This window comes from Stenotrophomonas sp. STK16_22 (assembly GCF_051984505.1).
In the GTDB taxonomy this organism is placed as follows: domain Bacteria; phylum Pseudomonadota; class Gammaproteobacteria; order Xanthomonadales; family Xanthomonadaceae; genus Stenotrophomonas; species Stenotrophomonas maltophilia_A.
The window spans coordinates 980,981-996,688 of sequence record NZ_CP196972.1 but is presented as its reverse complement, the minus strand read 5'-3'; the positions used below and the strand labels follow the sequence as shown (position 1 = coordinate 996,688).

Sequence of the window (15,708 nt, the reverse complement as noted above, 5' to 3'; positions counted from 1 at the left end):
CCGCTCCCCTCAGAAGCCCACGCGCAGGTTGATCTGCCCGCCGACATCGCGGCGACCGTCGCCGTGCTGGCCCTGCACGAACATCGACAGCTGGCTGTTGCGGCCGAGCCCAACCGCCACGCCCAGCTGGCTGACCAACGCATTGCGTGCCATCACCGCGCTATAGACGTCGAAGGAATTGCCACCGACCGCGAAGCGGTTGCGGCTGGCCACGTCGGTGTCACCCGAAGCATGCTGCCAGCCGAGGCCGACCGTCAGCTGTGCAGGGAAGCGCTCGCCGCTGCCCACGTCCCAGCGGCCCCGCACACCCACGGTGCTGACATTGAGCGTGTCCTTGCCGCCTTCCAGCTCCAGCGCAGCGCTACCGCCTTGTTCCACCGCACGATCGCTGTCGACCCAGTGCTTGGTGAACTGAACATACGGCTGCAGCTGGGTCCTGCCGTGGCTCCAGGTCCAGCTGCCTTCCACCTGGGCGATGGTCACATCCGAGTCCTGGCGGCTGTACAGGGTCTGGCCCAGCAGCGGCACCTCACGTGTGGTACGCGTGCGGTAGTCGCCGCGCGACACGCTGCCACCGACCGCAAAGCCGTTGTTCCATTGGCCCTGCGCATACAGGCCGAAGGTGTTGCCACGCAGGCGGGCGCGCGAGCTGCGATCGTACAGGCGCGTATCCAGCCGTTCGTTGCCGGCCGCTGCACCCAGCACCACGTGCTCGCCCAGCTGCCAGTCCACGCCGGCCATCAGCGCATTGCGGTTGGAGCGGATGTCGTCGCCGTTGCCATCACCATCCTGCCTGAACACCTTGCCGCTGCCGGCCAGCCAGGCCGAGGCACGCTCACCGCGCACGGTCGGCAGCTCACTGCCCAGACGCTGGCGGATACCCTCTTCCAGGTAATTGTCGTACAACAGCACCGCACGGCTGGCCGCATGCACTTCACCGGACAGCTGGTCGAATGCCGCGCGCGCGGTACCCGCGTCATACATCAGCAGCGTGTTGTACAGGCCCAGCGCCGGACCACTCTGCGGCAGGCTGTCCAGCGCTGCGGCGGTGTTGTACTGGTTGCGCGTCTTCGCCGCCGTGGTGAAGGCTGCGGTCTGCGCCACATCGATCTGCAGATTGGCCGTGTTCGCCGTGTAGACCGGGGTGATGGTCAGGAAGGCCGACGGCGTCTTCGCCGAAGCGAACTGCCCGCTCACGCCACCGCCGGCATTGACCACGGTGTACTGCTGGCCCTGCTGGTAGCTGGTGCTCGGCGAGATGGTATTCACCTGCACGCTGCTGCCACCCACGTTGGCACTGCCACCCACCTGCACCGTGTCGCTGCCGGTGGCACCCAGATCGATGCCCAGCGTGCTGCCCGGCGACAAGGTCAGGTTGCCACCCACCGTGATCGTGCCGGTGCCATTGCCCGCACCGCTGCCATTGCCTGGGCCATTACCCGGCGACAGCACGCCGCCACTGGATACCGTCACGCCACCACCGGTACCCCCGATGGTGCCGGTGCCGGACAGCGTGGTACCGCTGCCGATGGTCCACTGGCCGCCGATGTTGCCGGTGACATTCAGGCCACCGCCGGTGACCTGGCCGGTACCGCTGAAACCACCGCTGTTGCCGCCAAGGTTCAGGCCCCCCGGACCGGCCTGCACGATGCTGCCGCCACCGCTGATGCTGCCGCCCAGCGTGGTGCTGCCACCGGTGTTGATGATCAGCCCACCGTTGTTGGTGATGTTGCCGGTGATCGAGCCACTGGCGCCGCCATTGCCAACCTGCACGGTGCCACCGGCGTTGATGGTGGTGCCGCCGGTGTAGGTGTTGTTGCCGGTCAGGGTGATGGTGCCAGCACCGGCCTGGGTCAGGCCACCGCTGCCGCTGATGGTGCCACCGACGGTGGTGTTGCCACCGACGTTGAACACCAGGCTGCCGTTGTTGCTGACGTTGCCGGCAATCGACCCGCTCGCGCCGCCGTTGCCGACCTGCAGCGTGCCGCCGGTGTTGATGGTGGTGCCGCCGGTATAGGTGTTGTTGCCGCCCAGGATCAGCGTGCCGCTGCCGGCCTGGGTCAGGCCACCGCTGCCGCTGATGGCGCCGCCGACGGTGGTGTTGCCACCCACGTTGAAGATCAGGCTGCCGTTGTTGGTGACGCTGCCGCCAATCGCACCGGTCGCGCCGCCATTGCCCACCTGCAGGGTGCCACCGGCAGTGATGGTGGTCGGGCCGGTGTAGGTGTTGTTGCCGGTCACGGTCAGTGTGCCGCTGCCGGCCTGGGTCAGGCCACCGCTGCCGCTGATGGTGCCGCCCAGCGTGGTGTTGCCCGCGACGTTGGACACAAGCGTGCCGTTGTTGGTGATGTCGCCGACGATCGAGCCGGTCGCACCACCATTGCCCAGCTGCAGCGTGCCGCCGGCATTGATGGTGGTACCGCCGGTGTAGGTGTTGGTGCCGGTCAGCACCAGCGAGCCACTGCCCGCCTGGGTCAGGCCACCCGTACCACTGATGGTGCCTCCCAGCAGGGTGTTGCCAGCGACGTTGGAGATCAGCGAACCATTGTTGGTGATGTCGCCAGCGATCGAACCGGTCGCTCCACCATTGCCCACCTGCAGCGTGCCACCGGTATTGATGATGGTACCGCCGGTATAGGTGTTGTTGCCGACCAGCGTCAGCACGCCGGCACCGGCCTGGGTCAGGCCACCACTGCCACTGATCGCGCCACCGACCGTGGTGTTGCCCGCCACGTCGAACACCAGGCTGCCGTTGTTGGCGACGTTGCCGGTGATCGCACCGGTCGCACCGCCATTGCCGACCTGCAGCGTGCCACCGGCATTGATGGCGGTGCCGCCGGTATAGGTGTTGTTGCCGGTCAGCACCAGCGTGCCAGCGCCGGCCTGGGTCAGGCCACCACTGCCGCTGATGGTGCCGCCCAGCGTGGTGTTGCCCGCCACGTTGGACACCAGCGCGCCGTTGTTGGTGATGTCGCCGACGATCGCGCCGGTCGCACCACCGTTGCCCACCTGCAACGTGCCGCCGGCATTGATGGTGGTACCGCCGGTATAGGTGTTGTTGCCGGTCAGCACCAGCGTGCCGCTGCCGGCCTGGGTCAGGCCACCGCTACCGCTGACCACACCGCCCACGGTTGCGGTGCTGCCCAGGTTGTAGACCAGGTTGCCGTTGTTGGTGATGTCGCCCAGCACCGAACCGGAGCTGCCACCATTGCCGATCTGCAGCGTGCTGCCACCGTTGATGGTGGTGCCACCGGTATAGACGTTGTCGCCGCTCAGGGTCAGCGTGCCGGTGCCGCTCTGCACCAGGCCACCGGTGCCACTGAGCACACCGCCGAAGGTGGTGCTGCCGTTGTTGCCGCCGGTGGTCAGGGTCGCACCGCCCAGCACCACGCTGGATCCGGTTACGCCGGCCAGGCCTCCGATGCTCTGGTTGCCACCGGCACTGATGTCCAGCGTACCGGCACCGGTCAGATTGACCGTGCTCGCACCCGACAGGGTGCCACCGGCGGCCACCGCCAGCGTGCCGCTGTTGATGGTGGTGTTACCGGTGTAGGTGCTGGCACCGCCCAGGGTGACCGTTGCTGCGCCATCCTTGAGCAGGCCGCCAGCGCCGCTGATCGGGCCGTTCAAGGTCAGCGCGTTGCTGCCGGCAAGGGTCAGCGTGCCGCCGGCCAGCTGCACGGTATTGGCCAGCGTCAGCGCGCTGGTGCCGTCCAGGCTGGCATTGCCGCCCACGGTCAGCGTGCCGGTTCCCAGTGCATTGTTGTTACCCAAGGCAAGGCCACCGGCGTTGAGTGCCACGCCACCGCTGAAGGTATTGCTGCCGGTCAGGCCCTGGATGCCCGCACCATTCTTCACCAGGCCACCGGTACCGGTAATGTCACCAGCGAAGGTCGTGTTTCCTGCGCCATTGAGGGTCAGCGTGCTGCCGCCGAGCGCAACCGTACTGCCGGTAACACCCGCCAGTGATCCGATGCTCTGCGCGCCACCGGCAGAAATATCGAACGCTGTTCCGGCGTTGGCCAGTGTCACCGCGCCATTCGCTGCCAGGCTTCCTCCGGCGCCAATCGCCAGCGTGCCCGCATTGATGGTGGTGCCACCAGTGAAGGTATTGGCACCGGTCAGGGTCTGGGTGCCAGTGCCTTCCTTGATCAGCCCACCGGTACCCCCCACCGAACCACTGAACGTGCCATTGACGGGACCACCAATGGTCAAGGTGTTGCCGCCCAGGTTCACCGTGCCGTTGCCGATCAGGGTACCGAACTGCTGCGTGCCGCTGCCCGCCGACAGATCGAAGGTCGCTCCACTGGCCAGGTTGACGATGCCACTGGCATTCAAGCTCGCGCCGGCACCCAATGCCAACGTACCGGCATTGATGAAGGTGCCACCGGTATAGGTATTGGCACCGTTCAAGGTCAGCGTTGCCGCGCCCTCCTTGGTCAGCGAGCCGGTGCCACTCAGGTTGCCGTTGAGGGTGAGGTTGTTGCTGCCGAGCACGGTCAGCCCGGCATTGAGGACGAAGTTGTTGGCCAACGTCACCGCAGTGTTCGAATCGAGCGTACCGTTGCCACCCACCGTTACCGCCCCAGTGCCGAGAGCGGCATCGTTGCCGACCACCAGGCCGCCTGCATTGAGCGTTACACCGCCACTGAAGGTGCTGGCGCCGTTGAGGGTCTGCACGCCTGCGCCGTTCTTGACGAGGCCACCATTACCGGTGATCGCACCGTTGAACGTGCTGTCTACCGTGCCGCCCAGGGTCAGCGCACTGCCCCCCAGCGCCACGGTGCTGCCGGCCACACCGGCAAGCGAACCGATGCTCTGGTTGCCGGCCGAGATGTCCAGGGTACCGGTACCGGCCAGGTTCACCGCACCGGTCGAGGCCAGGCTGCCACCAGCACCGATGGCCAGCGTGCCGCTGTTGATGGTGGTGCCTCCGGTGTAGGTATTCGCACCGGTCAGGGTCACGGTGGCCGCACCGTTCTTGATCAGGCCACCGGTACCGGAAACCATGCCGCCCAGGGTCAGTGCATTGCTGCCCAGCAGGTTGAGGTTGGCACCTGATGCCAGCGTGATGTTGTTGGCCAGGTTGGCCGCGGTCGAAGCATCCAGCGTAGCGCTGGCCCCCACCGTCAGCGCACCGCTGCCGAGCGCGGCGCTGTTGCCGATCACCAGGCCACCGCCATTGAGCGCCAGGCCGCCGCTGAACAGGTTGGCGCCGCCCAGCGTGAGGATGCCGGTGCCGTTCTTGACCAGGCCACCGGTGCCGGAAATCGCGCCGTCGAACACGCTGTTGCCGTTGCCGCCGAGGATCAGCGACTGCGCGCCCAGAGTGACCGTGGAGCCGGTCACCCCGGCCAACGAACCAATGGTCTGGCTGGCACCGGACGTCGAGATGTCGAAGCCGGTTCCCGCTGCGGTGAGTGTCACTGCACCGGTGGCCGCCAGGCTGCCGCCCGGACCGATCGCCAGTGTGCCGGCATTGATGAAGGTGCCGCCGGTGTAGGTGTTGGCACCGGTCAGCGTCTCGATGCCCGTGCCAACCTTGGTCAGGCCCCCGGTGCCTGCGATAGAGCCACTGAAGGTGCCATTGGTGGCGCTACCGACTGCGATCGAGTTGGCACCGAGGTTCACCGTACCGTTGCCGACCAGGGTGCCGAACACCTGCGTGCCACTGCCGGCCGACAGATCCAGCGTCGCGCCGGTGGCGAGGTTCACGGTACCGCTCGCCGCCAGGCTGGCACCGGCACCCAGCGCCAGCGTGCCGGCGTTGATGTTGGTGCCACCGGTGTAGGAGTTGATACCGTTCAAGGTCAGCGTTGCGCCACCATTCTTGGTCAGGCTGCCGGTACCGGAAATCATCCCGTTGAGCGTCAGCGCATTGGTGCCCAGTACGGTCAGGCCTGCGTTGAGCGCGATGTTGTTGGTCAGTGCTGCCAGGCCGGTGGTGTCCAGCGTGGCGGCACCGCCGACGGTCAATGCACCCGTGCCCAGCGCCGCGTCATTGCCGAGCACCAGCCCGCCAGCGTTGAGCGTCACGCCGCCGCCAAACGTGTTGGCGCCGGACAGCGTCTGCACGCCCGCGCCCACCTTGACCAGACCGCCACCACCACTGATCACGCCGTCGAAGGCGGCATTGCCGGCCGTGCCGAAGGTCAACGAATTACCGCCCAGCGCCAGCGTGCTTCCGCCCGCACCGTTGAGCGCGCCGATGGTCTGGCTGCTGCCGGCACCGGAGATATCGAAGCCAGCGCCTGCGCCCAGCGTGACATCACCCGCCGCGGCAAGGCTGCCACCTGTTCCCAGTGCCAGCGTACCGGCGTTGATGGTGGTACCGCCGGTATAGGTGTTGGCACCGGACAGCGTCAGCGTGGTGGCACCGTTCTTGATCAGGCTGCCGTTGCCATCGATCACACCCGACAGCGTCAGCGCATTGCTGCCCGGCAATGTCAGTGCGACACCCGAGCCCAGCGTGACCGCATTGCCGAGCGTCGCTGCAGCACCCGCATCCAGCGTGGTGCTGGCATTCACCGCCAGCGTGCCGGAACCGAGTGCGCCGTTCGCGCCGACCACCAGGCCACCACCGTTCAAGGTCAGGCCGCCACCGAAGGTATTGGTGTTGTTGAGCGTCAGCAGGCCTGCACCGTTCTTGATCAGGCTGCCGCTGCCGGCCACCACGCCTGCAAGGGTGAGATCGCTGCTGCCGCCCAGCGTCAGCTGCGTACCCCCACCGAAGTTCACGGCGTTGGCCAGGTTCAGTGCCGTCGTTCCGTCCAGGCTGACGTTGCCGCCGATGCCCAGTGTGCCCGTGCCCAGCGCCCCCGAATTCCCGAGGATCAGGCCACCGGCATCAAGCGCGACACCGCCACTGAAGGTATTGGCACCGGACAGCGTCTGCACGCCAGCACCGACCTTGATCAGCTCACCGCTGCCATCGATGACACCGGCAAAGCTGCCATTGCTGGCGCCACCGAAAGTAAGGGTCTGCGTGCCCAATGCCACATGGCTGCCTGCCACGCCGTTCAACGCGCCAATGGTCTGCCCGGTACCCGCTGCGGAGATGTCCAGCGTCGCGCCGGCACCGGCGAGGTCCACCGCACCGATGGCGGCAAGACTGCCACCCGCGCCGAGTGCCAGCGTACCTGCGTTGACCGTAGCGCCACCGAGGAAGGTATTGGCACCGGACAAGGTCAGCGTCGAGGCGCCGTTCTTGATCAGGCCACCGGTTCCCCCCACCACGCCGCTCAGGGTGAGATTGCTGCTGCCCGGCAGGGTCAGCGTGTTGGCGCCCAGGTTCACTGCATTGACCAGCGAAACCGGGGCGCTCGCATCCAGAGAAACATTGCCGCCGATGTTCAGTGCACCGGTACCCAACGCACCGTTGGCGCCGACCGACAGACCGCCCGCGTTCAGCGCCAGACCACCACTGAAGGTGTTGCTGTTGTTCAACGACAGCACGCCAGTGCCGGTCTTGATCAGGCCACCGGTGCCAGTGATCAGTCCGCCCAGAGCAACATTCTCATTGCTGGTCAGGCTCAGCTGCGCACCGGCATCGAGATCGATGGCATTGCCCAGGTTCAATGCCACCGTACTGCCCAGGGTCGCGTTCGCGCCCACGGCAAGCAGCCCGGTTCCCAGTGCGCCAGCGTTGCCCAGCATCAGGCCACCGCCGTTGAGCGTCAGCCCACCGGCGAAGTTGTTGGCGCCGTTGAGCGTGAGCGTGCTGGCGCCGTTCTTGACCAGGCCACCGGCTCCGGAAACCACCCCGCCAAGCGTGATCGCCTGCGAACCCGGCAGCGACAGCGCAGCCCCACTACCCAGAGTGACATTGTTGACCAGGTTCAACGCCGTGCTGCCATCGAGCGATGCATTGCCACCCACGCTCAATGCGCCCGTCCCGAGTGCACCGCTGTTGCCCAGCAGCAGGCTGCCGGCATTGAGGTTCAGGCCGCCGCTGAATGCATTGGTGCCGTTCAAGGTCAGCAGCGAGGCACCGTTCTTGATCAGGCTGCCGGTGCCGGTGATGTTGCCGCCCAGGGTGAGGTTCTGGCTGCCCGGCAGGGTCAGCACCGCGCCAAGGTTGATGGCATTGCCCAGATTCAGTGCTGCGGTTGCGTCGAGCGAGCCATTGCCGCTGACCGTCAACGCGCCGGTACCGAGTGCACTGCCGTTGCCCAGCAACAGGCCACCGGCCGCCAGGTTCAGGCCACCACTGAAGGTATTGGCGCCGCTGAGCGTCTGCGTGCCCGTTCCCTGCTTGACCAGGCCACCGGTACCGCCGATCACGCCGCCGAATGTCTGGTTGGTGGCATCACCGAAGGTGAGCGTGCTGCCGCCCAGCGTCACGGTGCTGCCAGCGATGCCGGACAGCGCGCCGATGGTCTGGTTGCCGCCGAGCGAGATGTCCAGTTCGGCGCCGGCCCCCGCCAGGCTCACCGCCCCGGTGGCCGCCAGACTGCCGCCACTGGCCAGTGCCACCTTTCCTGCGTTCACGTTCAGACCGCCGGTGAACGCGTTGGCCCCACCCAGCGTGAGCGTGGAGGCGCCGTTCTTGACCAGGCTGCCGGTACCACCGATCACGCCGCCCAGCGTCAGCGCGTTGGAGCCCAGCACGTTGAGCGAACCACCCACCCCCAGGTTGATGCCGTTGCCCACGGTCAGTGCCGAGCTGGCATCAAGCGTCACCGCGCCACCGACATTCAATGCGCCGGTTCCCAGCGCACCGCCGTTGCCGAGCACCAGTCCTCCAGCCGTGAGCGACAGCCCTCCACCAAACGTGTTGGCGTTGTTGAGGGTCAAGGTGGCCGCGCCGTTCTTGACCAGGCTGCCGGAGCCACCGATCACGCCGTTGAAGGTCAATGCCTGGTTCCCGAGCAGATTGAGGCTGGCACCCGAACCCAGGTTGACTGTATTGGTCAGCGCCAGCGCCGTAGTGCCGTCGAGTGTGGTGCTGCCCCCAACAGAGAGCGTACCGCTACCCAGCGCAGCAACACTGCCCAGCAGCAAGCCACCGGCGTTGAGTGCCACGCCGCCACTGAGATTGTTCACGCCCGACAAGGTCTGCACGCCGGTGCCCAGCTTGACCAGGCCACCCGTGCCTGCGGCGAACGTGCCGCTGTAGCTGGTATTGCCCAGCCCGGCGAGGGTAAGCGTGTGGCTGCCCAGATTGACCGAACCGCCGAGGCCTGCCAGCGAACCGATGGTCTGGTTGGCGGCTGCCGACAGGTCCAGGGTGGTGCCGACGCCGACCGTGATCGCACCGGTGGGCGACAGGCTGCCGCCCGCGCCCAGCGCCAACGCCCCCCCGACCAGGTTGAAATTGCCGCTCAGCGAATTTGCGCCATTCAACGTCAGGGTGCCTGCACCATTCTTGGTCAGGTTGCCGGCACCAGAGATCGAACCGTTCAATGACAACGCATTGCTGCCGAGCAGGTTCAGCGAGCCCCCGCCATTGATCACCAGATTGTTGCCCAGGGTGAAGCCCGCCGTCGTATCCAGCGAAGCGCTGCCACCGACGGTCAGATTGCCGCTGCCGAGCGCACCGGCATTGCCGAGCACCAAGCCGCCGGCATTGAGGTTGACGCCACCGCTGAACAGGTTCGCACCGCCCAGGGTGACGATGCCGGTGTTGTTGACCGTCAGCCCACCAGCGCCTGAAAGCACTCCGCCCAGACCGAATGCATTGGTTCCGGACAGAGACAGATTGCCACCGAGGCTGAAAGCGTTGGCCAGGTTCAGACCGGCCGTGGAGGAGGCGATGGCACCGCCGCTGGCGGTGAACAGCCCTGTGCCGAAGGAACCGGCATTGTTGAAATTGATCAGACCATCATTGAGCGTGGTCGTACCTGCGCCAGCCCACGCACCCTGCAGGTTCCAGGTACCGCTGTTGACGGTGAGCCTCTGGAAGTTGATGTACTGGTTCCAGCCCAGCGTGGTCACCGCCCCACCGGTACCGCTGCCCGGGCCGGTTGGGCTGTTCTGCAGCACCAGGCTGTTGTTGGACGCCGAACCACCGTCGACGATGCCGGCCGCGGCCAGATTCACCGCAAGCACGCCGACCTGTCCAGCGACGCCGATACCGGCGGTATTGACGCTGGAACCAGACACGGCGGTGAAGGTGTTGCCGGTGACCGAACTACCCAGGTTCACGCTGCCGTTGATGGTTCCCGCATTGAGGAAGGTATTGCCGGCCCCCGCCGTGGCCGAGCCTTGGAACCCTATGCGGCCGGTAATGGTGCCGGTGTTGTTGAGATTGGTCTGCGCACCACCGTAGCTGACGATCGATGCCGCATCGGCCGTGGTCAACAGGCCTGCGCCAAGGATCGACATGTCCACATTGCCGGCGTTGATGATGTTGCTGACACCGCCGGAAGCGTTCTGCATCACCAGCGCCTGTCCACCGAAACCGAGAATGGAGCCGATATTGACCAGGCCTTTGATCGCCCCGCCCGCCTGGTTGTTGACGTTGATGGTGTTTCCACCGACGGTGTTGTTACCCAGCACCATGCCCGACGCCGCCAGGCTCAGGCCACCGTTGAGGGTGGGATCGATCGTGCCCTGGTTGTTCACGGTGATGCCGTTACCGCTCAAATTCACGGCACTTCCGCCAACGATCGGCGGCACGCTGAGCACAGCGCCGGTCTGGATATCCAGCGTCACGCCATTGATGCTGTTGGCCAGCGAATTGGTATTGGAGCCAGTCGCGCAGGTCACCGTGGTGCCTGCGGTATTGCACGCCGCGAACGCCGAACCACTGGCCAGCGTGGCCGCCAGCGCGACCGCCAGCTGGTGCGCCCTCAATCGCGGCACCCGCCCTGCGCAGACCGCGCTTCCGCCGGGATTCTGGGCGACCTCCGAAGCAACCTGCATTACGCCGAGGGCACGATTGAAAACCAGACGGTAAATGCGGTTCATCGGTAAATCTCCATGAAAAGACCGGATGGCACTGCAGGCAGGTTTTTTGAAGACAATGCGGCCCACCCCGGCTCCCGACACGGGAACAAGGCCTGGCTTCATTAACTTCTGAAAATCTTCACATCTTCACGCGACCGCACCTGGAAAAGGCAGGTCAACGTGTCCGTCAAGGCGAAAACTCCCCGATTTCGCATGACGAATGGCGGCACTGTGCGGCCGATGGCGCCAGCGGCATGTGAATCACGCTCGTTATTTTCATGACGCACGTCAAATAAAACGGGCGGACAAAATGGTTTTGCCGAAAATGCATATACCTGCAGCAGGCGGAGATTCCTTTCTCCGCCCAACTAAATGCATTCAGCTGCTCGAGAGTTTCATCAGCACCAGGCCGGAAATGATCAGCACCGCCGCACCGATCCGCATCGGGCTGACCTGCTCACCGAGAAAGACGATGCCGACCACGAACGCACCGACCGCGCCGATGCCGGTCCAGATCGTGTAGGCGGTGCCCAGCGGCAGGCTGCGCATGGCCACCGCCAGCAGCCAGAAGCTGGCGATCATGCCGATGATGGTGACCACGGTAGGGGTGAGCTTGGTGAAGCCTTCGGACTGCTTCATGGACACGGCCCAGACGATTTCCAGCAGGCCGGCGAACAACAGATAGATCCAGGCCATGACAGCCCTCCTCTTGGTAGGGCCAGGCCGTCCTGGTCATTGATTCCCGATGCGGGGGAGGTCGTTCCTCCTGGCCGGCATTCTAGCAACGCCGGTCGGCGCGGGGCGTTGCCGGCAGACGCGGGTTACAGCCGATTCAGTGCACGAAGCTGGCGTCGATGTACCTGCCTGCGCTATAGTTGCCGTCTGCCATCGGCCAGCCGATGTGCAGTCCGGCTGTGGTCTCCGGCGCATCGCGCGCTGCTTCCCCTGATCCGTGAACCGGCCGCCCACTGGGCGGCCAACGTCTCTATGGTGGCCCCGTCGGCCCCTCGCGACGCTAGGTCGAAAATCCCGCCAGGGCCGGAAGGCAGCAACGGTATCGATCGACGCGGGCGCCGAGGTCAGCCGGCGGGGCCATCGCCTTTTCGGGCGTGGCCCCACTTCTGGTAGCTGCCAATCTTGGTTGGCGCTTTTCGCCGGGCATGGCCCGGCGCTACCGCGCCTCAGGCGTGCCCTGGTGAAACACCACCCTCCATTCCTGCGCATGCCGTCGCCACAGCGAACTGCGCAACACCCAGCCCTGGGCCTGGCCATCAACGTGATAGCGGCTGCGGTAGCGCACCTGGGCCAGATCCTCGGCCAACAGCCACACCGCGTACTGTTCCGATTCGATCAGCACCTGCGCGCGCTCCAGCGGGATCTCCTGCAATGCCGCATCACGGCCGTAGCATTGCCCGGAACTGCCGATCTCGCTGAAATCCTCGTCCAGAAGTGCCGCCAGTTGCTCGCGATCGGCCCGCACCTGCGGCGCATGCAGCGCGCGTTCCAGCGCCTCCAGCTCGGCAGCCAGCGCCGCGTCGGCGGGCTGGCCAGCACCGCTCACGGCGGATCCTGCACCAGCACGTGCGGTGCAGTGGGGTTGGCCAGCGGCACGCACTGCCCCGGCTGCGCCACACGGTGCCCCCGCGCGGCCAGCGCCTGGCCGTCGGCCGCGCTCGCATAGTGGTAGAGCATCATCCGCGCCTGCAGTTCGGCGCTGTACTCGCGCTCCAGGTCGTCCACGCCAGTATGCGACGGGTTGCCGTGCAGGCCGCAGTCGTGCGCGATCAGTTCATTGTCGTTGGCGAAGCGGGCCAGCATCTCCGGAATCGGCCGGGTATCGCCGCTCCAGGTCAGCGCGCCCTGCAGGCGCAGGCCATAGGCCGTCTCCGGCCAGTGGTGGCGCACCGGGAACACTTCCAGGCGTACGCCCTCATGCCAGAACGCATCGCCCACCACGATCAGCTGGAACGCATCCCAGAAGTTGGCACCGCCCTCGGCCAGCACGTTCGGGTAGTCCCCGATGCGCTTGTGCAGTAGCGGCACCACGGTGGCAGGCACATACAGGCGCACCTTGCCGCGCCGGTGCGCGTTGAAGAAGGTATCGACGAACAGGCGCTCGAAGCCGGCCACGTGGTCCAGGTGCACATGGGTGACGAACAGCGCCTGCGGCATGTGCCCGTAGTGCGCCTTGAACGCGGTCAGGCCTTCGCCGCCACAGTCGATGGTCAGCCACGGCCGACCGTCCCGTTCGATCACCGACATCGGCGACCCCAGCTCGACCGCCGACGCATTGCCGACGCCGAGGAAACGCAACGACCAGTCCATCAGGTGCCCCGGTTCCAGGCCATGTCATAGGCGCGGCGCAGCCGCGCGTAATCCTTCTGCACGTCTTCCATGCTGCGCTCGCCGCGCAGCTTGATCAGCGAGCGCAGCAGGCGCTTGAGATTGCGTTCGCGCCAGGCGGTCGCCGGGATGCGGATCACCCCGCGGTCGAAGTCGATCAACCAGCCGTGGCCGTTGCCGTCGAACAGGATGTTGTGCGCATTGAGGTCGGCATGGTCCAGGCCGGCACGATGGAAGCGGGCGATCAGCCGCCCGGTCTCCTCCCACGGTGCGCCCCGGCCCGCGACCAGAGCACGGTCGGCCAGCGAACGGACACCCTCGATCCGCTCCATCAGGATCGCAGCCCGGTAGCGCAGGCCCTCGCGCATGTAGAACGCCGCCAGTGGCCGGGGCACCGGCAGCTTTTTCTCGCGCAGCGCGCGCATCAGCCGGAATTCGGCGAAGCTGCGCGTCCGGTCCGCGCCGCGCCAGAGGTACTGGTCATGGCTGATCTTCGCCGCCAGGCCACCGCGCAGGTAGTGGCGCAGCACGCTGGCGCCGAACGGCGCATCGACGAACCAGGCGCTGCCACGACCGCCCTCGCCCACCGGCCGAGCCCTGCTGCCCCAGTGCTGGGGCGAGAACAGGCCGATCTCGGCTTGCCGCAGCCGCTCGCGGTCGAACAGAATGGCCCCGATGCCGCGACCCTCGCGGCATGGCGTCAGCGCTTCATTGGCGTCGAATGCGACCATTTCATTGAGTCTAACAACACATGGCATCAGCGTCCTCCTCCTTGTGCCTCCTGCGCCTGTCCGCACTTGGCGATGTCACCCACGTGGTGCCCCTGGTGCGCACCCTGCAGGCTGCGCGCCCGGATACGCCGATCCACTGGATCATCGACAAGGCCGGCCACAAGCTGCTCGACGGCCTGCCCGGTGTCACCTTCCATGCCTACGACAAGAAGAGCGGCATGGCCGGGGTCAAGGAACTGCGCAGGCAGCTGCCGCCGGGGCGCTTCAAAGCGCTGTTGCAGATGCAGGTGGCGTTCCGCGCCAACCTGCTGTCGGCCTTCATTCCCGCAGAGCGTCGCATCGGCTATGACCGCAGCCGCTCCAAGGACCTGCATGGTCTCTTCATCAACGAACGCATCCCCGACCGCCCCGGCATCCATGTGCTGGATGCCATCGGCAGTTTCTGTGAACCCCTTGGCCTGCGCCAGACCGAGGTCAGCTGGGACCTGGCGGTGCCGCAGTCCGCATATGAGTGGGCCGCCGCGCAATGGCAGGACGATGGCCGCCCGGTGTTGATGATCTCGCCCTGTTCCAGTCACGTGCGCCGCAACTGGTATGCAGACCGCTACGCCGCCGTGGCCAACCACGCCGCACAGCGCGGTTGGCAGGTGGTGCTGTGCGGAGGCCGCAGCGAACTGGAGCGCAGCATGGCCGATGCCATCCAGGCACAGCTGCACACACCGGCGCTGGACCTGGTCGGCAAGGACACCTTGAAGCAGCTGCCGGCGCTGCTGGCCCGCGCCAATCTGGTGATGACCCCGGACTCGGGCCCGATGCACATCGCCAACGCGATGGGCGCCAAGGTATTGGGCCTGCATGCAGCCAGCAACCCGAACCGCAGCGGTCCCTATTCCGACCGCCGCTACTGCGTGGACCGCTACGACGATGCCGCGCGCAAGTACCTGGCCAAGCAGGCCTCGGATCTGAAGTGGGGCACCAAGATCGAGTTCGACGATGTGATGGAACTGATCACCGTGGAAGACGGTATCGCTGCGTTCGAACGCTACGTCGCCGACCACCTGGGGTGAGCAGCAGGCTGCCCCGGATTACGCGCGCTGCGCGTAATCCTGGTAGGACTTCTCTTCCACGTACGCCGAACCCAGCGCCAGGTTGATCGCCTTCTTGATGCGCGCGCGTTCGTCATTGCGCAGGTAGACGCTGCGCGCCAGATCGATGAAACCCTGGTCGAACGCCTGCGCCTTCTCTTTCAGGCGGATGTCGTCCTCGATGTCCCACAGCTGCTCGTTGACCGCCTTCAGCTCGGCACGCAGCTTGGCGATGTCCTTCACCGCCGCCGGGTGTGCCATCCAGGTCTGCTCCAGCGCCGACAGTTCTTTGCGCACATTGGCCAGCTTGCCCTCGTCACTGATGCGCTCGGACTTGATCTGCAGGATCGAGATCTTGTCCAGCAGCTCGCCGAAAGAAACGGGGACGAGGATTTCAGCGGTCATGGGGAAAGCTCCAACAGGTGATGCAGGCAGTTTAACCCGCAGCTCGCGATGGAATGGGTAGATCCACGCCATGCGTGGATGAGCCTGCCAGCAGGAACAGCATCCACGCATGGCGTGGATCTACTGATGCACCTGCCCCGACAGGGGCGGGGAGAGGCCGGCAAAGGGAGGGGCCCACAGGTTGCGCGGCAACGTGTGGGGCGACGCGCGAAACGCGCGGCGCATCCCACGCCAGATTTAAAGAAAAAGGGCTG

7 protein-coding genes and 1 other RNA gene are annotated in these 15,708 nt (G+C 66.1%); 2 read left to right on the top strand and 6 right to left on the bottom strand.

From position 1 onward, the window contains the following. Window positions 1–9: 9 nt before the first annotated feature. Together ACSYAO_RS04520 and ACSYAO_RS04515 are read right to left on the bottom strand one after the other, a co-directional pair. Window positions 10–10,911, bottom strand: a complete 10,902-nt coding sequence (locus tag ACSYAO_RS04520; RefSeq protein WP_262220704.1) for an autotransporter-associated beta strand repeat-containing protein — start codon at window positions 10,909–10,911, stop codon at window positions 10–12. A 357-nt stretch (window positions 10,912–11,268) separates the two neighbouring features. Next, window positions 11,269–11,586 (bottom strand): DMT family transporter, encoded by a 318-nt coding sequence (locus tag ACSYAO_RS04515; RefSeq protein ID WP_197655724.1) that lies wholly within the window; start codon window positions 11,584–11,586, stop codon window positions 11,269–11,271. A gap of 300 nt (window positions 11,587–11,886) precedes the next feature. Here ACSYAO_RS04515 and ffs point away from each other — a divergent pair. Further along, window positions 11,887–11,983, top strand: an RNA gene (ffs, locus tag ACSYAO_RS04510) — signal recognition particle sRNA small type. Between the two features lie 78 nt (window positions 11,984–12,061). On the opposite strand, the gene ACSYAO_RS04505 is transcribed toward ffs, so the two are convergent. The 3 genes from ACSYAO_RS04505 to ACSYAO_RS04495 are packed head-to-tail and all read right to left on the bottom strand — an operon-like array spanning window position 12,062 to window position 13,964. Further along, a complete protein-coding gene (locus ACSYAO_RS04505; protein WP_134951058.1) occupies window positions 12,062–12,451 on the bottom strand; it encodes a nuclear transport factor 2 family protein in 390 nt (129 codons plus the stop codon). Continuing rightward, window positions 12,448–13,215 carry an MBL fold metallo-hydrolase gene (locus ACSYAO_RS04500; protein ID WP_134951057.1) on the bottom strand — a complete coding sequence of 256 codons (768 nt, stop codon included), beginning with the start codon at window positions 13,213–13,215 and terminating at the stop codon, window positions 12,448–12,450. The genes ACSYAO_RS04505 and ACSYAO_RS04500 overlap by 4 nt, the downstream gene beginning before the upstream one ends. After that, the gene (locus ACSYAO_RS04495) at window positions 13,215–13,964 is read right to left on the bottom strand and encodes a 3-deoxy-D-manno-octulosonic acid kinase (RefSeq protein WP_049400634.1); all 750 of its coding nucleotides are present in this window, start codon (window positions 13,962–13,964) and stop codon (window positions 13,215–13,217) included. Before ACSYAO_RS04495 ends, ACSYAO_RS04500 begins: the two co-directional genes overlap by 1 nt. 20 nt (window positions 13,965–13,984) lie before the next feature. Between ACSYAO_RS04495 and ACSYAO_RS04490 the strand changes: the two genes are divergently transcribed. Next, window positions 13,985–15,031 carry a glycosyltransferase family 9 protein gene (locus ACSYAO_RS04490; RefSeq protein WP_134951056.1) on the top strand — a complete coding sequence of 349 codons (1,047 nt, stop codon included), beginning with the start codon at window positions 13,985–13,987 and terminating at the stop codon, window positions 15,029–15,031. Between the two features lie 18 nt (window positions 15,032–15,049). Here the strand turns inward: ACSYAO_RS04490 and ACSYAO_RS04485 are convergent, their stop codons facing one another. Beyond that, window positions 15,050–15,454 carry a DUF6165 family protein gene (locus tag ACSYAO_RS04485; RefSeq protein WP_046982834.1) on the bottom strand — a complete coding sequence of 135 codons (405 nt, stop codon included), beginning with the start codon at window positions 15,452–15,454 and terminating at the stop codon, window positions 15,050–15,052. Window positions 15,455–15,708: the final 254 nt, after the last annotated feature.